The organism is Streptomyces spororaveus (genome assembly GCF_016755875.1).
Taxonomy (GTDB): domain Bacteria; phylum Actinomycetota; class Actinomycetes; order Streptomycetales; family Streptomycetaceae; genus Streptomyces; species Streptomyces spororaveus.
Map to the genome: position 1 here is coordinate 7,724,848 of NZ_BNED01000005.1, position 20,938 is coordinate 7,745,785.

Annotated in this window: 17 protein-coding genes and 2 pseudogenes; 12 read left to right on the top strand and 7 right to left on the bottom strand. The window is 73.9% G+C overall.

What is annotated here, in order from left to right; genetic code table 11:
• Positions 1-274: 274 nt before the first annotated feature.
• The 4 genes from Sspor_RS37265 (at position 275) to Sspor_RS37280 (ending at position 4,342) form a co-directional block, all read left to right on the top strand.
• Entirely contained in the window at positions 275-1,027 is a 753-nt protein-coding gene (locus Sspor_RS37265) for a phosphatase PAP2 family protein (protein WP_202203053.1), read from the top strand.
• A gap of 128 nt (positions 1,028-1,155) precedes the next feature.
• Complete coding sequence (locus tag Sspor_RS37270) at positions 1,156-2,733, top strand: carboxylesterase/lipase family protein (protein ID WP_202203054.1); 1,578 nt, start codon at positions 1,156-1,158, stop codon at positions 2,731-2,733.
• A gap of 79 nt (positions 2,734-2,812) precedes the next feature.
• Positions 2,813-3,820 carry a LacI family DNA-binding transcriptional regulator gene (locus tag Sspor_RS37275; RefSeq protein ID WP_202203055.1) on the top strand — a complete coding sequence of 336 codons (1,008 nt, stop codon included), beginning with the start codon at positions 2,813-2,815 and terminating at the stop codon, positions 3,818-3,820.
• A gap of 21 nt (positions 3,821-3,841) precedes the next feature.
• Positions 3,842-4,342 carry a hypothetical protein gene (locus tag Sspor_RS37280; protein WP_237404198.1) on the top strand — a complete coding sequence of 167 codons (501 nt, stop codon included), beginning with the start codon at positions 3,842-3,844 and terminating at the stop codon, positions 4,340-4,342.
• A gap of 261 nt (positions 4,343-4,603) precedes the next feature.
• Here Sspor_RS37280 and Sspor_RS37285 read toward each other — a convergent pair whose 3' ends face one another.
• From Sspor_RS37285 to Sspor_RS37295, 3 genes are all read right to left on the bottom strand, one after another.
• Entirely contained in the window at positions 4,604-5,815 is a 1,212-nt protein-coding gene (locus Sspor_RS37285) for an SMI1/KNR4 family protein (RefSeq protein WP_202203056.1), read from the bottom strand.
• A 135-nt stretch (positions 5,816-5,950) separates the two neighbouring features.
• Positions 5,951-6,715 carry a phosphatase PAP2 family protein gene (locus tag Sspor_RS37290; protein WP_202203057.1) on the bottom strand — a complete coding sequence of 255 codons (765 nt, stop codon included), beginning with the start codon at positions 6,713-6,715 and terminating at the stop codon, positions 5,951-5,953.
• A 114-nt stretch (positions 6,716-6,829) separates the two neighbouring features.
• Positions 6,830-7,780, bottom strand: coding sequence for an alpha/beta hydrolase (locus Sspor_RS37295; protein ID WP_202203058.1), 951 nt, complete (start codon positions 7,778-7,780; stop codon positions 6,830-6,832).
• A gap of 286 nt (positions 7,781-8,066) precedes the next feature.
• On the opposite strand from Sspor_RS37295, the gene Sspor_RS37300 reads away from it, so the two are divergent.
• The 8 genes and pseudogenes from Sspor_RS37300 (at position 8,067) to Sspor_RS37330 (ending at position 16,974) form a co-directional block, all read left to right on the top strand.
• Positions 8,067-8,513, top strand: a complete 447-nt coding sequence (locus tag Sspor_RS37300) for an ATP-binding protein (protein ID WP_202203059.1) — start codon at positions 8,067-8,069, stop codon at positions 8,511-8,513.
• A gap of 147 nt (positions 8,514-8,660) precedes the next feature.
• Positions 8,661-10,271: pseudogene (locus tag Sspor_RS37305) on the top strand (AMP-binding protein); the annotation flags it as partial.
• Positions 10,272-10,409: 138 nt separating this feature from the next.
• Positions 10,410-10,799 (top strand): annotated as a pseudogene (locus tag Sspor_RS40870) (acyl-CoA thioesterase); the annotation flags it as partial.
• Complete coding sequence (locus Sspor_RS37310; protein ID WP_202203061.1) at positions 10,781-13,084, top strand: oxidoreductase; 2,304 nt, start codon at positions 10,781-10,783, stop codon at positions 13,082-13,084. The pseudogene Sspor_RS40870 and the gene Sspor_RS37310, both read left to right, overlap by 19 nt.
• 19 nt (positions 13,085-13,103) lie before the next feature.
• Positions 13,104-14,141 (top strand): carbon-nitrogen hydrolase family protein, encoded by a 1,038-nt coding sequence (locus Sspor_RS37315; RefSeq protein ID WP_202203062.1) that lies wholly within the window; start codon positions 13,104-13,106, stop codon positions 14,139-14,141.
• On the top strand, positions 14,138-15,256 hold the full coding sequence (locus Sspor_RS37320) for a cupin domain-containing protein (RefSeq protein ID WP_202203063.1): 1,119 nt from the start codon (positions 14,138-14,140) through the stop codon (positions 15,254-15,256). Before Sspor_RS37315 ends, Sspor_RS37320 begins: the two co-directional genes overlap by 4 nt.
• Positions 15,257-15,273: 17 nt before the next feature.
• Entirely contained in the window at positions 15,274-16,185 is a 912-nt protein-coding gene (locus Sspor_RS37325) for a fumarylacetoacetate hydrolase family protein (protein WP_202203064.1), read from the top strand.
• A gap of 9 nt (positions 16,186-16,194) precedes the next feature.
• Positions 16,195-16,974 (top strand): maleate cis-trans isomerase family protein, encoded by a 780-nt coding sequence (locus Sspor_RS37330; protein ID WP_272934862.1) that lies wholly within the window; start codon positions 16,195-16,197, stop codon positions 16,972-16,974.
• A gap of 50 nt (positions 16,975-17,024) precedes the next feature.
• On the opposite strand, the gene Sspor_RS37335 is transcribed toward Sspor_RS37330, so the two are convergent.
• The 4 genes from Sspor_RS37335 to Sspor_RS37350 form a co-directional block, all read right to left on the bottom strand.
• Entirely contained in the window at positions 17,025-18,080 is a 1,056-nt protein-coding gene (locus Sspor_RS37335; RefSeq protein ID WP_202203065.1) for a zinc-dependent alcohol dehydrogenase family protein, read from the bottom strand.
• A 53-nt stretch (positions 18,081-18,133) separates the two neighbouring features.
• Entirely contained in the window at positions 18,134-18,988 is an 855-nt protein-coding gene (locus Sspor_RS37340) for a DMT family transporter (RefSeq protein ID WP_202203066.1), read from the bottom strand.
• Between the two features lie 101 nt (positions 18,989-19,089).
• The gene (locus Sspor_RS37345; RefSeq protein WP_202203067.1) at positions 19,090-19,887 is read right to left on the bottom strand and encodes an ATP-grasp domain-containing protein; all 798 of its coding nucleotides are present in this window, start codon (positions 19,885-19,887) and stop codon (positions 19,090-19,092) included.
• Complete coding sequence (locus Sspor_RS37350; protein ID WP_202203068.1) at positions 19,884-20,798, bottom strand: ATP-grasp domain-containing protein; 915 nt, start codon at positions 20,796-20,798, stop codon at positions 19,884-19,886. The genes Sspor_RS37345 and Sspor_RS37350 overlap by 4 nt, the downstream gene beginning before the upstream one ends.
• Between the last annotated feature and the right edge of the window lie 140 nt (positions 20,799-20,938).

Genomic DNA, 20,938 nt, shown 5'->3' on the forward strand with positions numbered 1-20,938 from the left:
CGCCCGGGCGGCACCGGGCGGTTTTCCCGCGGTCCGCGCACCTCCGCCGCGATCGCCCGGCTTCCGGCCGCGTCCCGCCGTGTTCCGGCGCTCCCCGCCGCGTTGCGTCGGTTCCCGCGACGTTCCGCCGCGTTCCGCTCCCCTTCCGCCTCCCTTCCGCTCCCCTCGTGCTCCACGCTCCCGCGCCCGCTCCCCGAGTGCCCCCACCGCCCGGGAAGCCGGCTGTGCGGACGACCGTGAAGACGAACGTGAAGACGACAGTGAAAGGCCCGCCATGTTCGCCTCGCCCTCCGCCTTGCCGCCGCCCGGCCCGCCCCGCCCGGCGGTCCCGACCCGGCCGCCCCGGCACCACCTCCCGGCGCCCCCACCCCGTCACGCGCTCGGCCTCGGGGTCACCCTCCTGCTCCTGGCGCTGCTGGCCGGGCTACTGCTCCGGCTGGACCCGCGGCCCTTCTTCCAGGGGCTCGACGACCGCTGGGCCGCTTCGGTGAACGACCCCGCCGCCGCCGGAGCCGCGGGAGCCGAGGGCCTGGGTGTGTTCAGCACCGTCCTCGACCGGCTCGGCGGCCCTCTCGGCATGGTCCTGCCGCTCCTGCTGATCGGCTGCCTCTGCGTCTACGGGCGCTGGCGCTCGGGGCTGTTCGTCCTCGCGGTCACCGTCGTCGCCAACCTCGTCGTGCTGCTGCCGCTCAAGCAGCTCGCCGACCGCCCGCGTCCGCCGCATCCGTGGGTCCTGGTCAACGACGGCTCGTACCCGTCCGGTCAGGTGTTCAGTGCGGTGACGCTGGTGATCGCCGTGGCGGTGGTGGTGTTCCCGCCGCGTGCGCGACGCTGGTGGTGGGTGCTCGGGGCCTCGTACGTCCTCGCCATGATGGGGAACCGGACCTGGCTCCACGCTCAGTGGCTCAGCGACACCTTCGCCGGTGTGCTCGTCGGCGTCGGAACCTGCCTCGTGCTGTGGCGTGCCTTCGCACCGCTGCTGGAGGTGGAGTCGGAGCGGATGGCCTCGGACAGCCTGTGGCTGTGACGCGGCGCAGGGGCGCGGCCCCGGCGGCCGGTCGATATATTGCGACACATTGACGTTCGACAAAATCACGCCATACTCTCGGTTTCGCGGCGCGCAGCCCGCGCGCGGCAGCGAGGAAGGAACGGCTCATGCCTCATCCCCCAGGACGGGACCGCACGGTGGTGGACCTGCCCGCAGGGCGTCTGCGCGGCGCGACCGAGGGCGGGATCACGGTCTTCCGTGCCGTGCCCTACGCCGCCCCGCCGGTCGGCGACCTGCGCTGGAGGCCCGCCCGGCCGCACGCCGGCTGGACCGGCATGCGGGACGCCACCGTGGACGGACCGAGCGCGCCGCAGATGTACCTGGAGGGCGGCGACCCCGTGCTCGGCGGTCACGGGTCACCCCCGTTCGACGAGGACTGCCTGACCCTCAACGTCTGGACGCCCGCCGCCGACGGCGCCCGCCGCCCGGTACTGGTCTGGATCCACGGCGGCGGCTTCGTCTCCGGCTCCGGTTCACTGCCCGGCTACTCCGGCGAGACCTTCGCGCGCGACGGCGATCTCGTCGTCGTGAGCATCAACTACCGCATCGGGCCGCTGGGTTACCTCTACCCCGGAGACGGAGACGGAGACGGAGACGGAGACGCGGACGGGACCGGCGGCGGGGAGGGCGGCGGCGGCAACTTCTGGCTCACCGACCAGCTCGCCGCCCTGCACTGGGTGAAGGAGAACATCGCGTCCTTCGGCGGCGACCCGGACTGCGTCACGGTCGCCGGGCAGTCCGGCGGCGCGGTGTCCACCGCCGCACTCGCCGGCCATCCGCAGACCGAGGGCCTGATCCGGCGGGTGATCCTGCAGAGCCCGCCCTTCGGTCTGGACCTCCCGGACCCGGACGCGTACCTGGAGCGCACCGCCGCCTACCTGGAGCTGGCCGGCGCCAAGGATCTGGCGGAGCTCCGTACGCTGCCCTGGCCCGAGCTGATCGGAGCCGGCGGCGGACTCTTCGCGCAGACCATGCGGTGGGGGTACTGGCCGACCCCCTTCCTGCCCGTGGTCGACGGGGTCACCCTCACCGGCCACCCCGCCGAAGCCCTTCTGGGCGGGGCCGCGGCCGACATCGACGTCATGATCGGCTGGACGAGGGAAGAGGCCAACTTCGGCTTCGCCCTCGACGAGGGGTACGCCGCCGCCACCCGGGAGCAGGTGACCGACCGCATCGCGGACACCTTCGGGAGCGAAGCGGCGAAGGGCGTGTACGCGGCGTACGAGCGGGCCCGGCCCGGATCCCGCCCGGCCGACGTCCTGATGGACCTCATCACGGACGAGCTCTTCCGGGTGCCGGCACTGCGGCTGGCCGAGGGGCGCGCCGAGTCGGGCAGCCCCGTATGGGCCTACCAGTTCGACCTGCCCACCCCCGCGTACGGGGGCCGGCTCGGCGCCGCGCACTGCCTCGAACTCCCCTTCGTCTTCGACAACTTCGACCGGTGGTCGCACGCGCCCTTCCTGGCCGGCCTCGACCCCGCCGTCCGTGACGGCCTCGCGTACGTCATGCACCGGGCCTGGATCGCCTTCGTCCGCACCGGTGACCCCAACCACCCCGATCTGCCGCAGTGGCGGCCCTACGACACGCGCACCCGCACCACGATGCGCTTCGACTCGGTCGTGACCGCCCTCGACGACCTCGCGGGAGCCTCCAGGCTCCTGCACACCCCCGCCCCCTTGATTTGACTCGTGTAACCTGAGAAGGAAGGAGCTACCCGGACGGAACCGGTGCTCGACCCCAGCAGAAGGAGCGTCGAGGGACGTCATGAGCAGAGACACACGCGTCCCCGCATCCATCACCAGCGCGGACGTGGCCCGCCTCGCCGGGGTGTCACGTGCCACGGTCTCCTTCGTCCTCAACGACACCCAGGGCCACCGGGTGAGCGCCGGCACCCGTGCCCGGGTGCTCGACGCGGCCAAGCAGCTCGGTTACGTACCGCACGCCGCCGCCCGGTCCCTGCGCGCGGGCCGCAGCAACCTCGTCCTGATGCCCTCGTCGATCTCCGCGATCGGCCGCCTCGTCAGCGACTGGGTCGACGATCTGCACAGCGAGCTCGAGCGGTACGGCTACACCGCCGTGCTGCACGCGGGCCGCTTCGCCGACCCCCTCGACGCCGCCCGCGCCTGGGCCGAACTGCGCCCCGCGGCCGTCGTCGCCCTGGACGGCGACCGCTTCACTCCCCAGGCGGCGGAGGTACTGGTCCGCGCGGGCGCGCGCGGCCTGCTGGCCTTCGCCTCCCACCCCGTCGAGGGCGTGCACACCATCGACTTCGACCACACCCGCATCGGCGCCACCGCGGCCGAGCACCTCATCGCACGCGGCCGGTCCCGGATCGGCGTGGTCATGCCCCAGGAACGCGGCCTCGGCACCCTCGCCGAGCCCCGCCTCGCGGGCGCCGAGTCGGTGGCGGCCCGGCACATGGCCACCGTCACCCCGGTGGAACTGTCCTACACCCGGGAGTCCGCGAGCGCGCTCGCCCGGAGCTGGCGCGGCCTCGGCCTGGACGCCGTCTTCACCTACAACGACGAGTACGCCGCCCTGCTGCTGCACGCGCTGCAGGCCGAGGGCATCACCGTGCCGGACGAGGTCGCCCTGGTCGGCTGCGACGACCTCGTCCTCTCCACGCTCCTGCAGCCCGCGCTCACCACGGTCCGGCTGGACATGCCGTCGGCCGCGCAGATCGCGGACGCCGTGCACGAGCTCATCGAGACCGGGACGGCGGCGCCGCTGCCTGCCGTGAAGCCCGTTCTGGTGCACCGCCTGACCTCCTGACCTCCTGACCTCCTGAGCGGCGTGCATACTGCTGCGATCCTGCTGCAATGGATCGCCGAGGTGGCGGACGAGCCCCTGGCGCTCGAACCGGCCGACCGGCAGGTGGAGCGGGAGACCAACACCTGGTGTCCGAGCGTGGCCGACGGGGACAGGGAGTCGCTGTCCGTCGCGGAGGTGGTGGCAGCCTTCGAGCGGACCGCCGCCGCCCTTCGGGGACGCGTTCGCGGGCTGGGCTTCACCGGGGCGGCGACCTTCTACGTGTGGCACGACGAGCAAGCCGGTCAGCTCCGGTGCTCGACCGGTTCGGTACCCCCGGAGGCGTTGCCGTTCGGGCGCGGCTACGTGACCTGCACCGACCTCGGCCCGGTGGTGGAGGGGTTCCTGACCGGCGGCGGGCCGCGGATCGCCGCCGGGGCGGACCTGGAAGAGGCGGAGCGCGGCACGGAGGGGATCGCCCCCGGCCCGGACCCGCAGTGCGCACCCCTCCCGGTCTGGGTCAGCGGCGTCGGAGCCGCACCCTGACCGGCGCCGCCCGCTGGACGTGATCGTCCTGTCCTCGGTGGTCCTGATCGCGGCCGGCCGCGTCGGCGTCGGCGCCCGTCACCACCCGCATGCCCGCGGTCGCCGCGTCCCGGTCCGTGGAACTCGCCGCTCACGCCCCCGAGCGGCGCCACGTTCGCCGGCACGGCCCAGGCCCGGCCGTGCGCACCGCCCCGGCGAGGGCCCTGCCCTGCGGTGACCGGAGGCAGCCCGGCCCCGAAGGCCGGCCTCAGGGAGCCGCTCTCACCAATACGCGCCGGCGTCCCAGGCGGCGAACCCGGCGCATTCCACCGGGTCGTCGCTCACGTCCAGGCCGGGCAGGCCCGCGGTCGCAAGGGTGCCGCGCTGCCAGGCGAGCAGGGTGTCGATCAGACCGCCCTCCAGCGGCGGCCCCTGCCGGGCGTGGCGGGGCCACACCACCAGCGGCCAGGCCTCGGGGTCGGCGCCCTCGGTGAGCCAGCCGAGCTGGTCCCCGTCGACGGAGTTGGCGAAGGGAAGGAAGCCGCCCGGCTCGGGCCATACGGCCAGCGGCTGCTCGTCCGGATACGAGGCCTTGAGCTCCCGGTAACCGTCGAGGACGTCCTTGACGTTGATGACGAAACGCCGCTCGTGGTCGCGGGTGCGCAGGGGAGTGAAGAAGCGCAGCCACCGACTCCAGCAGCCCGCCCCGTACCGCTCCATGAGCGTGACGTACTCCCTCGGCAGGACCGTTCCGAGCTCCGCGAAGAGCGCCTCCCAGCTGTCTCCGCCCAGACAGGGCTCGGCCGGCGGGGGAGACAGGAGCTCCAGGGCCTCCAGGCCGGTGCCGGTCCGCAGGGCGACGAGCCGCTGCGCCTCGGTCAGCCGCGGGACCTCGGGCGCCGGGGGTGCCCAGGGCCGGGCGTCCGGCAGGAAGGCGGTGCGGGCGAGCGAGCCGGGCAGCGGGCCCATCAACGGGCCGGGCGGTGAGGGGAGTTCCCAGCCGTCACGGACCGTGTGCCTCAGATACTCGGTCAGGGTGAGGTCGTAGGCGTGCCAGACGCGCAGCCCACTGCCCGGGATCACGCCCCGGTGGTGCACCACCACGCCCCACGCGTCGGGGTCGGCGGAGCGGGAGGTGTCCCAGAACAGCGTGTCCCCACCGCGGCTCACGCCCCAGGCGAGCAGCCCTCCGGGCTCGGGATGAACGGCGTACCGCTCCTCTTCGGGCAGATGGCGCACCTGGATGCGCGCGGCGCGGTGGGTCTCGTGGAGCCAGGTGCCGTAGTCGAACCGGCCGGCCTCGGCACAGGGCGTGTGGATCCAGATGTACGCACCGAAATCCACGGGACCGTACGCGTCCGCGAGCTGCTTGAAGTCCGACGGCAGACCGGCGGCGAGACCGAGCCAGGCCTCGACCGCCGGCCAGTCGGCGGCGACGGGAGAAGGCGGACGCTCGGGGTCCACGGTGGTGAAGTCTGCTGTACCCGGGTTCATGATCCCCGATGCTATCCAGCGGCCGGACGCGGACGGCGCCCCAGAGGGCACGGCCCGTACCGGGCGCGGGCTCCGGCCCGGCCGGTCAGCGGCCCGGCCGGAGCCCGCGCCGCGGCGAGGCGGCCTGCGCCCGGGTCACGCCGTGCCCGCACCCGCGGCCGCCCCCCGGCGGTCGTGGACACGGGCACGTTCCCGGGCGAGCGCCGGTCCGAACAGCCACCACGCCAGCAGACCCACTCCCGCGCCCGCCGCGGCCCCCGCCACGGTGTCGCTGAGCCAGTGCGCGTGCAGCCAGGTACGGCTCCACATCATGGCCAGCGTGAAGACCGCGCCCCCGGTCCACCACGCCCGCCGCCGGACGGCCGGGACCAGGAGCGCCCCGAGGACGACGACCAGGAGTGCCGCCGTGGCCGCGTGGCCGGACGGGAAGGAGCCGTGGTCGACGCGGACCAGCGGGTCGGCCGGGCGCGGCCGGTCCACCAGGTGCTTGAGGCCCTGGACCACGAGCGTGTTGCCGCCGACATGGGCCGCGAGCAGGAAGCAGGCCGAGACCCAGCGCCGGCGGACGAGCAGCAGGATCAGCAGGGAGAGCGGGAGGAGCGCCCCGACCGGCCCGCCGAACAGGTCCAGGGCCGAGGCGAGGGCCCGGTAGACCCCGTCGTGAGGGCCGCCCATCCAGATCAGCCAGCGGTCGTCGAGCTCCTGGAAGGGCGGCTCCGCGACGTCGGAGCGGACGACGAGGGCCGGCAGTACGGCGGCACCCAGGAGCAGCAGACCCGTGACGAGGACGCCGCGGCCGGGCGGGGCCCCGGTCCCGGCGCGCCGGCCGGGCCCACCGGCCCGGTGAGGTGCGCGGGGTCTGCCGTGCGGGGTGACGGTGGTGGTCGGGTTGCCGGACATGGCTGCCTCTCGTGACCGCGGCGGGGGCCCGCGGCCGGGTGTGCGGTGAAGGGAACGCGGGGGCGCGGCCGCGGCCGCGCCCCCGTGGTGGAACGGGGGCGCGGACCGGCGCCGTCAGGCTCCCGCGCCGAGGTGCCGCGCCAGGAAGGCCACGCCCCCCTCGACGATGGCGGGGATGTCGCGGGAGCCGAGGAAGATGTGGTCGGCGCCCTCCACGGGCTGGAGGACGACCTCGCCCCCGGCGTTCCTCAGGGCCTCGGCGAGGGCCTCGCTCTGGCTGTACGGGACCAGGCCGTCGTGCGTCCCGTGCACCAGCAGGAACGGCGGCGGGTTCGAGCCTTCGGCATGCGTCACGGGGCTCGCGGCCCGCGCCAGGTCAGGCCGCGCGGCGACGGTGGCGCCGAGCAGGGCCTCGTAGGGATCGGGGAAGTCCGTACCGGGCATGGCCGGCAGGGGGTGCTCGGCCAGGGTGACGAGGTCGCTGACGCCGTACCAGTCGACGACCGCGCGGACCCCGGTCTCGCCGGAGCCCACGCCCTGCGTGCCCTCCAGTGCGGCTCCCTGCGGGGTGCCGGGGCCGACGAGACCGGCGAGCGCTGCGAGGTGGCCGCCCGCGGACTCGCCCCAGACGCCGATCCGGTCGGGGTCGATGCCGAGGGCGTCGGCGAACGTGCGGACGTAGCGGATCGCGGCCTTCACGTCGTGCAGCTGGGCCGGGAAGGGCGCTTCGAGGCTGTGCCGGTAGTCGATGGAGACGAGTGCGAGGCCGGCGCCCAGTACCGCTCCGTGCAGCAGGTCGGCGGGGACGGTCGGCGGCGGGTAGCGGCGGTCGCCGTCCAGCCAGCCGCCGCCGTGGATCCAGACGACCGCGGGGAAGGGGCCCTCGCCCGCGGGTACCTGGACGTCGAGCAACCGGGGGCGGTAGCCGGGCGTGGTCGCGTAGGTGATCCCGTCGAAGCGGCGCACGCCGTCCGTGCCCGTCACCGGCGGTACCGGGGACCGGTACGGCGGGGGCGGCCAGGTCATGTCGGCGATGTCGATCCCGGCGGGGGGAGATTGCGTCATTGCGGCCCTTCCAATGTCGGTGGTGTCCCGGGGTCCGGGTGTCCCGGTGCCGCGGCGGAGCGCGGAGCGGTGGTGGCTCTGTGGCCGGTGGGGCGGACGCAGGCTTCGCGTCGTTTGTCCGGAATGCTTGCGCGAGTCACCGGGGGAGGCGTAGCGTGTTACACGTGTAATCAAGGACTCTAGCGATGCGTTTCCGCTGACCACAAGCCCAGGGACGATCCAGATTCGGGATCAGTTACACGAGCTACTGCAGTGGCGGCGCCACCTTCCCCTCCGGGAGCACGTCATGCTCACCATCGCCGACACCTCCGCGGCCCCCTCGGTCCGCAGCTACGTCCACTGGGTCGCCGACCCCGTCGCCGCGAGTGTTCCGCAGGTCAGGTCCCGTGTGCGCGCCACCCTCGACGGCTGGCGGGTGCCCGCCGAGGTGGTGGACGCCCTGCTGCTGGCCGTCAGTGAACTCGTCGGCAACGTGGTCCGGCACGCGGGCGGCGGTGCCGGGCGGATGAGGGTCGCCGTGTCGGCGGGCGGCGGCTGGATGCGGCTGGAGGTCGCCGACCGGGGTGCCGGCCTGCCGCGGCTGCCGTCCCCTCGCGCGGAGGTCGACCCGGAGTCCGAGAGTGGTCGCGGGCTGCTGATGGTGCAGCTGCTGACGGCCGAGCTCGGCGGTGAACTCTCGGTTGTGGCACATGAGTTCGGCAAGTCGGTCCAGGTGCGCGTCCCCGTGTCCTGAGGTGCGGTCCGGGGGGTCCCGGGCTGTCCGGAGGGGGCCGGAGGAGTCTCTCGGTCCGACGCGATATCGCGAGATGTTGACGAGCGCCAAATATTCGACATACCTTGCATCCATCTCCCCGCTGCTCCCTGATCGAGGTGCCGCCCCATGGAGCTCTCCCCTTCCGCGTACGCCGACCCCTTCTGCCGGGACCGGCTTCCGCCTTCCTCTCTCTGGCCCCAACTCCACTTCGACCTACCGGAGTTGGAGTACCCGGACCGACTCAACTGCGCCCGGAGCCTGCTCGACGACGCCGTCGAGCGGCACGGCCCCGACCGCCCCTGTCTGCTCACCCCGACCGAGCGATGGACCTACGGCGAACTGCAGCACCGCGCCAACCAGGTCGCCCAGGTCCTCACCGAGGACTTCGGCCTCCGGCCGGGCAACCGCGTTCTGCTGCGCGGCCCCAACAACCCCTGGCTCGTCGCCGCCTGGTTCGGCGTCCTGAAGGCCGGCGGGGTCGCCGTCACCACCATGCCGCTGCTGCGCGCCGGAGAACTCGCCGAGCTCACCGACATCAGCCGGCCCGCGCTCGCCCTGTGCGACCACCGCTACGCCGACGAGCTCGACCCGGGCCGCCGCCCCGGTCTGCCCGCCCTGCCGGTCCTCACCTACGGGGGGCCCGGGCCGGAAGACCTGGCCGCACGCTGCGCCGCCAAGGACGGCCGGTTCACCACCGTGGTCACGGCCGCGGACGACGTGGCGCTGATCGCCTTCACCTCCGGTACCACCGGCCGCCCGAAGGCGACCCTGCACTTCCACCGCGACGTCCTGGCCAACGCCGACACGTTCTCCCGGCACGTCCTCAAACCCCGCCCGGACGACGTCTTCACCGGCACGCCACCGCTGGCCTTCACCTTCGGGCTCGGTGGACTGGTGGTCTTCCCCCTCCACGCAGGAGCCGCCACCCTGCTGATCGAGCAGGCGGCCCCGCTGCGGCTGGCCGAGCTCGTCGCGGAGCACGGTGTGACCGTGCTCTTCACCGCGCCGACGGCCTACCGCGCGATCATGGAGGCCGGGGCGGTGGACCGGCTCGCCGGGCTGCGCCGCTGCGTGTCCGCCGGGGAGCCGCTGCCGGCCGCCGTGTGGCACGAGTTCCACGCCGCCACGGGCCTGCGCATCATCGACGGCATCGGCGCCACCGAGATGCTGCACGTCTTCATCTCCGCGGCCGACGAGGACATCAGGCCCGGTTCCACCGGCCGTCCCGTTCCGGGCTACCGCGCCGCCGTGGTCGACGAGAACGGCGACCCCGTCCCCGACGGGCAGCCCGGCCTGCTCGCGGTCACCGGTCCCACCGGATGCCGCTACCTGGAGGACCCGCGCCAGGCCTCGTACGTCAGGAACGGCTGGAACATCACCGGCGACACCTACATCCGCGACACGGAGGGGTACTTCTGGTACGTCGCCCGCAGCGACGACATGATCGTCTCCTCCGGCTACAACATCGCGGGCCCCGAGGTCGAGAAGGCCCTCGCCACCCACCCGTACGTCGAGGAGTGCGCGGTCGTCGGGGCCCCCGACGCCCGGCGCGGCATGCTCGTGAAGGCGTACGTGGTCCTGGGCGCGGGAGTCCCGGCGGACGGGGCGACCGTCCGCGAGCTCCAGACCCACGTCAAGCGGTCCATCGCCCCGTACAAGTACCCGAGGGCCGTGGAGTTCGTCACCGCGCTCCCGCGCACCGGCACCGGCAAGCTCCGGCGCGGTGAGCTGCGCGAACGCGCCCGCACCGACGCCGCCCCCACGCCGGGCCCGGTACCCGCCCCGGTACCCGCCCCGGCACCGGCCGAGCCGGCCGGCGTCGTCGTCGAACGCCGCGTCGAGTGGACCGACACCGACGCCGCCGGCCACTACCACCACTCCACCGTGGTGCGCTGGGTCGAGGCGGCCGAGGCCGTCCTGCTCCACCGCCTGGGCCTCTCGCACCTGTTCGGCAGCACGCCCCGGGTCCACTTCGAGGCCGACTACCGGGCCCGGCTCTGGTTCGGGGACGCCGTACGCACCGAGCTCAAGGTCACGAAGGTCGGTACGGCCTCCCTGCACTACGCCTTCACCGTACGGGGCGCACAGGGCGTCGAGGCGGCCACCGGCCGCATGGTCATCGCCCACTCCGCCGCCCACGCCACCGGGTCGACCCCCTGGCCCGCCGGGGTACGGGACCTGCTCGGCACGGCCGGACCGCAGCGACCGGAACTACTCACCACCGCACCACCGTCAGGAGGCACGCCGTGCGCGTCGCAGTCATAGGAGGAGGGCCCGGCGGACTGTACTTCGCGGCCCTCACCAAGCAGCTCTCCCCGCACTGGGAGGTCACCGTCTGGGAGCGCAACGCCCCCGACGACACCTTCGGCTTCGGGGTCGTCTTCTCCGACGAGACGCTCGACGGCATCGCCCAGGCCGACCGCGAGATCTACGAGGCCATGTCGGCCGAGTTCGCCCGCTGGGCCGACATCGACGTCCGCCACCGGGGGAGCACCCTCACCTCGGGAGGCCACGGATTCGCCGCCCTCGGCCGGCAGCACCTCCTGCGGATCCTCCAGCAGCGCTGCGCCGAACTGGCGGTGGACGTCCGCTACCGCACCCAGGCCCCGCCCGCGGCCGAACTCGCCGCCGGGTACGACCTGGTGGTGGCGTGCGACGGCGTACGGTCGGCCACGCGCGCGGCCTACGCCGACACCTTCGTCCCCGACCTCGACGAGCGCTCCGGCCGCTACATGTGGCTCGGCACGGACAAGGTCTTCGAGGCCTTCACCTTCATCGTCGACGAGCAGGACTTCGGCACCCTCCAGGTGCACGCGTACCCCTACGACGCCACCCGTTCCACCTTCATCGTGGAGCTGGCGGAGGACGCGTGGCGGCGCGCCGGCTTCGCGGAGTTCGCCGACCGGGACCATCCGCCCGGCACCAGCGACGAGGACAGCATCCGGCGCTGCGAGGAGCTCCTCGCCGACCACCTCGACGGCCACCGCCTGATCCCCAACAACTCCAAGTGGCTGCGGTTCACCACCGTCCGCAACAGGACCTGGCGGCACGAGAACGTCGTCCTGCTCGGCGACGCCGCCCACACCGCGCACTTCTCCATCGGCTCCGGCACCAAGCTGGCCATGGAGGACGCCCTCGTGCTCGCGGCCAGCCTGCACGAGCACCCGGACGTACCGACCGCCCTCGCCGCCTACGAGCAGGAGCGCAGGCCGGTGGTGGAGTCCACCCAGCGCGCGGCCCAGGCCAGCCTGGAGTGGTTCGAGCACATCGACCGGTACACCGGTCAGGACCCGCACCAGTTCGCCTTCAACCTGCTCACCCGCAGCCGCCGCGTCACCTACGACAACCTGCGCGTGCGCGACGAGGGCTTCACCAGCGCGGTCAACCGCTCCTCGGCCGTGCCCCCGATGTTCCGCCCCTACCCGCTCGGCGGCCTGCTGCTGCGCAACCGGGTCGTCGTACCGCCCACCGCCCTGCACACGGCGCGCGACGGGGTCCCCGGCGACTTCGACCTCGTCCACCTCAGCACACAGGCCGTCGGGGGCGCCGCACTGGTCCTCGCCGGAATGACCGCCGTCAGCGCAGACGGACGGGCCACCCCCGGCTGCCCCGGCCTGTGGAACGACGAACAGGAGGCGGCCTGGCGGCGCCTCACCGACTTCGTCCACGGCCAGAGCGACACCTGCCTCGGCATCCAGCTCACCCACGCCGGACGCCGCGCGGCCACCCACGGCGGCGGGCGGCCGGTCGCCGCCTCGGCACTGCCCTGGGACGAGCGGAGCCCGGTGCCGCGCGAGGCCGACCGGGCCGACATGGACCGGCTCGTACGGGACTTCACGGCCGCGGCCCGGCGGGCCGACCGGGCGGGCTTCGACGTGCTGGAACTCCAGTACGGGCACGGGCACCTGCTCTCGGGCTTCCTGTCCCCGCTGACCAACGAGCGCACCGACGAGTACGGCGGCGATCTCGACGGCAGGCTGCGCCTTCCACTCGAAGTGCTGCGCGCCGTACGGGAGGTGTGGCCGGCCGGCAAGGCGCTCCTCGTGCGGATCTCCGCCGCGGACTGGGCCGAGGGCGGTACCACCGAGGCCGACGCCGTCAGGATCGCGGCCGCGCTCGCCGAGGCGGGCGCCGACGGCATCGACGTCTCCACCGGCGAGGTCGTCGCCCACGAGCGGCCGCGTTACGGCCGCAGCTACCAGACCCCCTACGCCGACCTCATCCGCAACGCCACCGGGGTCCCCACCATCGCCGTCGGCGCGATCTCCACGTACGACGACGTGAACTCGATCATCCTGGCCGGCCGGGCGGACCTGTGCGGCGTCGGCCGCGCCCAGCTCCACGACCCGCTGTGGACCCTGCACGCCGCGGCCGCCCAGGGCTACCAGGGGCCGGCCGCGCCCTGGGCGCGCGCCTGGCGGGCGGGCAGCGGGCGGCCCCCGTCGGCACGGACCGACCGGATCCCGCCGCGCCTGGAACTCCTGCGGCAGCCCGCCGGATCCGTCCACCGCCGCTGGCTGCCGCCCGCGGCCGTTCCCGCCCACCGCTGAACCGGAGGTGCCCACACCCATGGACAGGGACCACCTGCCCCGCTTCACGGCGGCGGCCGTCCAGGCCGCGCCCGTCTACCTCGATCCCGCCGCGACCGTCGACAAGGCCGTCGCCCTGATCGCCGAGGCCGCGGCCCACGGAGCCGAACTCGTCGTGTTCCCGGAGGTGTTCGTCCCCGGCTACCCCTACTGGAACTGGACGATGAACCCGGTCCAGGGCTCCCCGTGGTTCGAGCGGCTCCAGCGCGCCTCCGTGGACATCCCCGGCCCGCACGTCGACCGCCTGCGCGCGGCGGCCCGCCGGCACGGCGTCGTCCTCGTCATCGGGGTCAACGAGCGGGCCGCGCACAGCCTCGGCGTCCTCTACAACACCCTGCTCACCGTCGGACCCGACGGCGAACTCCTCGGCGTGCACCGCAAGCTGGTGCCGACCTGGGCCGAGAAACTCACCTGGACCGGCGGCGACGGCAGCTCGCTGGTCGTCCACGACACCCCCGTCGGCCCCCTCGGCGCACTGGCCTGCGGCGAGAACACCAACACCCTGGCCCGCTTCGCCCTCCTCGCGCAGGGCGAACTCGTCCACGCCTCCTGCTACATCGCCCTGCCCGTCGCCCCCGCCGACTACGACATGGCCGACGCGATCGCCGTCCGCACCGCCGCCCACAGTTTCGAGGGCAAGGTCTTCTCCGTCGTCGCCTGCTCCACCGTCTCCCCGGAGATCGTGGACGCCGTCGCCGGGGACGACGAGGAACTGCGCAAGCAGTTCACCCGCCCGCGCAGCGCCCTGTCCGGGATCTTCGGCCCCGACGGCCGTCCGGTGACCGAACCCCTCGTCGACGAGGAGGGCATCGTCTACGCCGAGATCGACCTCGCCCGGTGCATCCAGCCCAAGCAGATGCACGACATCACCGGCCACTACAACCGCTTCGACGTCTTCCACCTCGAAGTGGACAACCGCCGCAAGGCCCCCGTCACCTTCACCGCGCCCCCCGCGGCCCCCATCGCACAAGCCGCCCCCATCGCCGCCGCTCCCATCGCTCCCGAGGAGGACGTATGACCATCGAGCAGGACGACACCGTGCTCGGCCGTGCCCGGGTGTCCGACACCCCGGAACTCAACCGCTACTACGAGGAGCTCGCCACCCTCGACGCGGGCGCACTGTGGACCGTCGCCAACGACATCGAGCCCTGGTACCCGCAGCCGCGGTCCGTGCCCGTGCTGTGGCGGTACGCCGACCTGCGCCCCCTGGTCCACAAGGCCCTCGGCCTCGTCAAGGGCGACGACGCCGGCCGCCGGGTCGTCATGCTCGTCAACCCGGGCCGCAAGGACGTCAGCGCCGCCGCCGGACTCCTCTACACCGGCCTCCAGATCATGGGCCCCGGCGAGGCCATGACCGCCCACCGCCACCAGGCCGCCGCCCTGCGCTTCGTCCACGAGGGCACCGGGGCCTGGACGATCGTCGACGGCCAGAAGCTGAAGGTCGGCCCCGGGGACTTCGCCATCACCCCCAACGGCACCTGGCACGAGCACGGCAACGACGCCGACGACGCGCCCGTCATCTGGCAGGACGGACTCGACATCCCCCTGGTCAACGCCCTGGACGCCGGGTTCTACGAGGTCCACCCCGAGCTCTACCAGACCCCCGGAAAGGTCATCAACTCCTCGGTCCTGACCTACGCGGCGAACCTGATGCCGTACGGCGTCGAGAAGTGGACCCGGCCGTACTCGCCGCTGCTCGCCTACCCCTGGGAGCCCACGTACGAGGCCCTGCGCGGCCTGGCGAAGGCGACCGAGGGATCCCCGTACGACGGGATCATCGCCGAGTACACCAATCCGGTCACCGGCGGCTCCGTCATGCCGACCATGGGCGCCCACATGCAGCTGCTGCGCCCCGGCCAGGCCACCCTCGCCCACCGCCACACCGGTTCGGTGATCTACACGGCGGCCAAGGGCCGCGGCGTCTCGGTGATCGCCGGGCAGCGCTTCGAGTGGAAGCAGGGCGACATCTTCTGCGTGCCGTCCTGGGCCTGGCACGAGCACCACAACCTCGACCCGGCCGAGGACGCCTGCCTCTTCTCCTTCAACGACTTCCCCGTCATGCGCTCGCTCGGATTCCACCGGGAAGAGGCGTACCCCGACCACGGCGGCCACCAGCCCGTCACCACCGCCTGACCCACCAGGAGCCCCGCATGCGCATGCTGACCTTCACCCACGGCCCCGGCGACACCACCGAACGCCTGGGCGTCGAGAGCGACGGCCTCGTCCTCGACCTCGCGGTCCTCGCCGACCACGCCGGCGTCCGCCTCCCGCACGACCTGCTCTCGTTCGTCCAGGCCGGTCCGGCCGCCCTGGAAGCGGCCCGGAGCCTGCTCGCCGCGGATCCCGCCGGGCGCCCCGCCGAGGCCGTCCACCGGATCGAGGCGGTGTCCCTGCGGGCCCCCCTGCGCCCCGGCAAGATCATCGGCGTCGGCCTCAACTACATCGAGCACGTCGAGGAGTCCAGCCGCAGCCTCGACACCGACAAGGACCTGCCGCCGCGCCCCGTCCTCTTCGGCAAGCCCGCCACCGCCGTCACCGGCCCCGGAGCGCCGATCCTGCACAACGCCGACCTGACCACCCAGCTGGACTGGGAGTGCGAACTCGCCGTCGTCATCGGCCGCCCCGCCCACCGGGTGAGCGAGGAGGAGGCCTACGACCACATCTTCGGCTTCAGCATCGTCAACGACATCAGCGCCCGCGACCAGCGCCGCTCCGGACAGTGGTTCTTCTCCAAGGGCCAGGACTCCTACGCCCCCTTCGGCCCGGTGGTCGTCACCCGCGACGCGATCCCCGACCCGATGTCCCTCGACCTGTCGCTGCGCGTCAACGGCGTCACCAAGCAGAAGTCGAACACCCGGCACATGCTCTTCCCCATCGCCCGGCTCATCGCCGACATCAGCTCCGGCATGACCCTCGAACCCGGGGACGTCATCGCGACGGGCTCACCGTCGGGCGTCGGCGCCGGCATGGTCCCGCCCGAGTTCCTGCGCCCCGGCGACACGGTCGAGGCCACGGTCGAAGGCATCGGCACCCTGACCAACCCCGTCGTCGACGCCCGCTGAGGAGCGCACATGTCCCCCCGCACCTACCGCATCGGCCAGATCGTGCCGAGCTCCAACGTCACCATGGAGACGGAGGTCCCGGCCATCCTCCGGGCCCGTGAGGCCGTCGCACCCGACGAGCGCTTCACCTTCCACTCCAGCCGGATGCGCATGACCCATGTGACCCCGGAGCAGCTCAAGGCCATGGACGCCGACTCCGACCGCTGCGCCGTGGAACTCTCCGACGCCCGGGTCGACGTACTGGGCTACGCCTGCCTCGTCGCCATCATGAGCATGGGCCTCGGCTACCACCGCACCTCCGAACAGCGCCTGCACACCCGGACCGTCGAGAACGGCGCCCCCGCCCCCGTGGTCACCAGCGCCGGAGCCCTCGTCCACGGCCTGCACACCATCGGCGCCAGGAAGATCGTGCTGCTGGCCCCCTACATGCGCCCGCTCACCCGGACCGTCGTGGACTACCTGACGCACGAGGGCATCGAGGTCCTCGACCACCAGGCTCTGGAAATCCCGGACAACCTCGACGTGGCCGCCCACGACCCGGCCCGGCTGCCGGGCCTCGCGCGCGCAATGGAGTACGCCGACGCCGACGCGGTCGTGCTCTCGGCATGCGTGCAGATGCCCTCCCTCGGTGCGATCGAGGAGGCCGAACAGCTCCTGGGCAAGCCGGTGGTGTCCGCGGCGGTGTGCACGGCCCACCAGCTGCTCCGGGCCCTGGACCTGGACGCGGTGGCCCCGGGCGCGGGCCACCTCCTGTCGGGCGCGTACGCCCGGACCCCGCTTCCCGGGTAGCGGCGGGCGGGCGGTGGCACCGGGCGGGCCGCGCCGGGGGCGGTCGGGGCTCAGCTCCGGGCGTCCGCCCCCGGCAGGATGACGGTGACCCCGCTCCCGGCCGCCGTGCCCATCGCGGCCAGCGCCGCCGGGGCCGCGTCGAGCGGGATCGTCGAGGTGACGAGCAGGTCCGGCCGCAGCACCCCGCCCCGGACCATCTCCATCATCGGCGGGTAGGCATGCGCCGCCATGCCGTGGCTCCCGAGGATCTCCAGCTCCCAGCCGATCACCCGGTCCATCGGCAGGGCCGCCGTACCGGCCGCCGCCGGCAGCAGTCCCACCTGCACGTGCCGGCCGCGCCGGCGCAGCCCGGCCACCGAGGCCGCCGCCGTCGCCGGTGAACCCAGCGCGTCCAGTGACAGGTGCGCGCCCCCGCCGGTCGCCTCCCGGACCGCCTGCGCGGTGTCGGCGCCGTCCCGCGCGTCCACACCGTGGGCGGCGCCGAACTTCCGTGCCAGATCCAGCGCCCCGGGCGCCGTGTCCACGGCGACCACCCGGGCCCCGGCCGCCACCGCGATCATCACGGCGGAGAGCCCCACCCCACCGCAGCCGTACACGGACACCCATTCGCCCGCCGCGACCCGGCCCTGCGCCACCACCGCCCGGAACGCCGTCGCGAAGCGGCAGCCGAGCCCGGCCGCCGTCGTGTACGAGAGCTCCTCGGGCACGGCCACCAGGTTCACATCGGCGTGTTCCAGGGCCACGTACTCGGCGAAGGACCCCCAGTGCGTGAACCCGGGCTGGGTCTGCCGCGCGCACACCTGGTGGTCACCGGCCGCGCAGTCGGCGCAGCTGCCGCAGGCGCACACGAACGGTGCCGTGACCCGGTCGCCGACCCGCCAGTTCGTGACGCCGGCCCCCACGGCCTCGACCACACCCGCGAGTTCGTGCCCGGGGACGTGCGGCAGCACGATGTCCGGGTCGTGCCCCATCCAGCCGTGCCAGTCGCTGCGGCACAGTCCGGTGGCCTCCACCCGCACCACCACCCCGCCCGCCGGCGGACCCGGCTCCGCCACCTCCCGTACCTCGGCCCGCTCGCCGTACCGCTCGAAGACCACCGCTCGCATGGCTCCCGCCCTCCGCTCGACTGCCCGCACGGTACCCGCCCCCGGCGGTGTGCTCACGGCGCGCCCTCGCCGGCCCGGGCCAGGGCCAGGACGGCCGCGCAGATCAGGGCGATGCCGAGCAGCTGGGGGAGCAGCCACCAGCCCGACCGCAGGTGTTCCTCGTACAGGACCACCCCCAGCGCGATGCTGATGCTCGCGTCGCCGAGGGTCAGCGCGGGCTGCGAGGCGACCAGCGGGCCGCCCTGCATGGCGTGTTCCAGGAGGAGCAGGGCGCAGATGCCGGTCGCGCCGAAGGCGTACGTCTCCCAGGTCGTCAGGAAGGCGACGAACCCGCTGTCGTCGAGGACGTGCACCGCGGACTTCATCAGCGCGGCGGTGAGCGCGTAGCAGACGGCGGTGGCGGCGCCGAGGCAGCCGGCCCGGGCGCGGCCGGGCGGGAGGCGCAGCCCGGTCACGGCGAGTGCGGCCACGGCGAACGCGCTCGCGGCCAGGGCCACCACCCAGCGCTCCGCCGGCACGTCCGTACGGTTGCCCATGGGCGAGGCGGCCACCAGCGCGATCCCGAGCCCTGCCACCACCCCCGCCACGGCCAGCCACAGTGCCCCCGGCAGCCGCTGCCGCGTCACCAGCGAGGCGATCAGCAGCGCGAGCGGCAGCTCCAGCACGAACAGCGGCTGTACGAGGGCCAGCGCGCCCGTGGCCAGGGCCGCGGCCTGCCCCGCCCCGGCCGCGATCACGGCCAGGATGCCGCCGATCCACACCGGGCGCCGCAGCAGATCGAGGATCAGGCCGGGGCGAAAGCCGTCGCTCTGCGGCACGGTGAGCGCGGCCCGCCGCTGGAGCACGGTGGCGAGTGCGTTGCTGAAGGCCGCGAACAGCGCGAAGAGGACCGGCAGGACGACGCCCATGCCCCGATCCTCACGGCGCCCGCCGTCCCGCCGCGCCACGACACCGGGCCCGCGACGTCATGCCGTGCGCATTCCCCCGTCCGGACCTGCCCGGCAGTACCTCAGGCGCGCCCCGCGGCCCGGCGCAGGGCCAGTGCCGCGAGGGCCTCCGGGGCGCCGGCCTGGCCCCGGACGCCGGGGAAGGCGTTGATGTCCACGATCAGCGGTGTCCCGCCGCCGGTGTCGATGATGTCCACGCCGTACACGTCCAGCGCGAACACCGCGCCCACCTCGCGCACCAGACCGGCCCAGCCGGACGGCAGTTCCGCCAGGGGCAGCGGGCGGGTGGGGCCCCGTCCGCCGGGGGAGAGTTCGGACCGGCGCAGGGCGGCGAAGACCTGGTCCCCGATGGCCCACAGCTTGTGGTCCCAGCCGCTGTTGGGCGCGTACCGCTGCACCACGACCGGCTCGTGCGGCCATTCCCGCGCCAACTCCCGCAGCCCTGCCGTGTCGTCGACGCGGGCGACGAGGTCGCCGCGGCGGCTGTGCCGGCTCTTGACCACGACGGGGGAGCCGAGCCGGGCCCCGGCCGCCCAGGCCGCGAGGGAGTCGTGGGTACGGGTCGCGGCGAAGGGCAGACCGGCCCGCAGGGCGAGCCCGGCCATCTCCGTACGGTCCTGGCACAGCGCGGTGGCCGAGGCGGAGTTGACCACGGCCGCTCCCCGCCGTTCCAGGTGGCGTGCGAGACCCAGCGCCTGCGGGGTCCGCGACTTCAGCAGGTACACCTCGGCGAGCGGCAGCGGCACTTTTCCCTGCGTGAACGGATCGAGGGCCTCGACCGTGTGTTCCGGGGCCAGCAGGGCCGTGGCGTCCGCCAGCAGCGGGTGGCCGGGCTCGGGGGTGATCAGGCCGATCCTCACGCGCCGTCGCCCCCCACGGCCGAGACCTGCGCCGGGATCGACAGGGGCAGCGGGTACGGCAGCGGCGGTGCGGGCACGGGCGCCGGCGGCTGGGCGCAACCGCCCGCCCGCGCCAGCTCCAGGACCGCCCGGGCCACCCGCGCCGCCGCGTCCGGTACCTGACGGAAGCTCGGGAAGTCGTTCACGTCGACGACCACCGGCCCGTCGGGGCCCAGCAGCACGTCCACGCCGTACAGGTCCAGTCCGTAGACCGCCCCCACCTGGGCCGCGATCGCCGCCACCTCGGCCGACAGCGGTACGCGGCGCTCCCGCACCGAGGGGTCCGGGTGCAGCGGGGAGCACCGCTCGGTCGCGAACAGTTCGCCGCCGACCGCGTACACCTTGATGTCCGTGCCCGAGTTGGGCACGTAGGGCTGGGCGATGAGCAGGCCCTCGCCCGCGAGGACGGGCAGCAGCGACTCCAGCCGCTCCGGCGAGGACACCAGGTGCACGGCCCGCCCGGAGCTGCCGTCGGATGGTTTGACGACGAGCGGGTACTCCGCCGCGGGGATCTCCCGGAGCAGCTCGGGGCGGGCCACGGCGTACGTCGGCGGCAGCGGCAGCCCCCGGCCGCGGCCGAGCGCGGCGGCCAGCGCCTTGTCCCGTACGCCGCGGATCGACCGGGCGTCGTTGACGGTGGTGGTCCCGGCCGCGGCAGCGGCTTCCAGCAGCGTCAGACCCGGGCCGCCCGAAACCGTCTTGAGGACCCAGGCGTCGTGCGCCCCCGCGTCCACCGCTTCGGTCATGCGCAGGAGCGAGCCGCCCGGCCGCACGACGTCCACCCGGTGCCCCCACGCGGTCAGCTGCCGGATCACCTCGTTCGGCATGCCGTCGTGGCGGTAGTGCTCCTCCACCAGGAAGCAGAGCCTCATGGACCTTCCCCATATTCCCCGGACGTCCGCCGATACCGTCCGGCGAGTTGTGACGTCACAGGATGTCATGGACCGCAATGTGATGATCGGTCCGCGTGTGGGCTTCCTTGTTGCGCCGCGAGATCGGGATCACCGCTGCC

Bases quoted from the DNA above. Each gene is read 5' to 3' on its own strand.
- Sspor_RS37340 (WP_202203066.1), bottom strand. From the start codon at position 18,988: ATGGGCGTCGTCCTGCCGGTCCTCTTCGCGCTGTTCGCGGCCTTCAGC.
- Sspor_RS37320 (WP_202203063.1), top strand. From the start codon at position 14,138: ATGACCATCGAGCAGGACGACACCGTGCTCGGCCGTGCCCGGGTGTCC.
- Sspor_RS37325 (WP_202203064.1), top strand. From the start codon at position 15,274: ATGCGCATGCTGACCTTCACCCACGGCCCCGGCGACACCACCGAACGC.
- Sspor_RS37300 (WP_202203059.1), top strand. From the start codon at position 8,067: ATGCTCACCATCGCCGACACCTCCGCGGCCCCCTCGGTCCGCAGCTAC.
- Sspor_RS37265 (WP_202203053.1), top strand. From the start codon at position 275: ATGTTCGCCTCGCCCTCCGCCTTGCCGCCGCCCGGCCCGCCCCGCCCG.
- Sspor_RS37285 (WP_202203056.1), bottom strand. From the start codon at position 5,815: ATGAACCCGGGTACAGCAGACTTCACCACCGTGGACCCCGAGCGTCCG.
- Sspor_RS37330 (WP_272934862.1), top strand. From the start codon at position 16,195: ATGTCCCCCCGCACCTACCGCATCGGCCAGATCGTGCCGAGCTCCAAC.
- Sspor_RS37270 (WP_202203054.1), top strand. From the start codon at position 1,156: ATGCCTCATCCCCCAGGACGGGACCGCACGGTGGTGGACCTGCCCGCA.
- Sspor_RS37335 (WP_202203065.1), bottom strand. From the start codon at position 18,080: ATGCGAGCGGTGGTCTTCGAGCGGTACGGCGAGCGGGCCGAGGTACGG.
- Sspor_RS37290 (WP_202203057.1), bottom strand. From the start codon at position 6,715: ATGTCCGGCAACCCGACCACCACCGTCACCCCGCACGGCAGACCCCGC.
- Sspor_RS37275 (WP_202203055.1), top strand. From the start codon at position 2,813: ATGAGCAGAGACACACGCGTCCCCGCATCCATCACCAGCGCGGACGTG.
- Sspor_RS37350 (WP_202203068.1), bottom strand. From the start codon at position 20,798: ATGAGGCTCTGCTTCCTGGTGGAGGAGCACTACCGCCACGACGGCATG.
- Sspor_RS37315 (WP_202203062.1), top strand. From the start codon at position 13,104: ATGGACAGGGACCACCTGCCCCGCTTCACGGCGGCGGCCGTCCAGGCC.
- Sspor_RS37295 (WP_202203058.1), bottom strand. From the start codon at position 7,780: ATGACGCAATCTCCCCCCGCCGGGATCGACATCGCCGACATGACCTGG.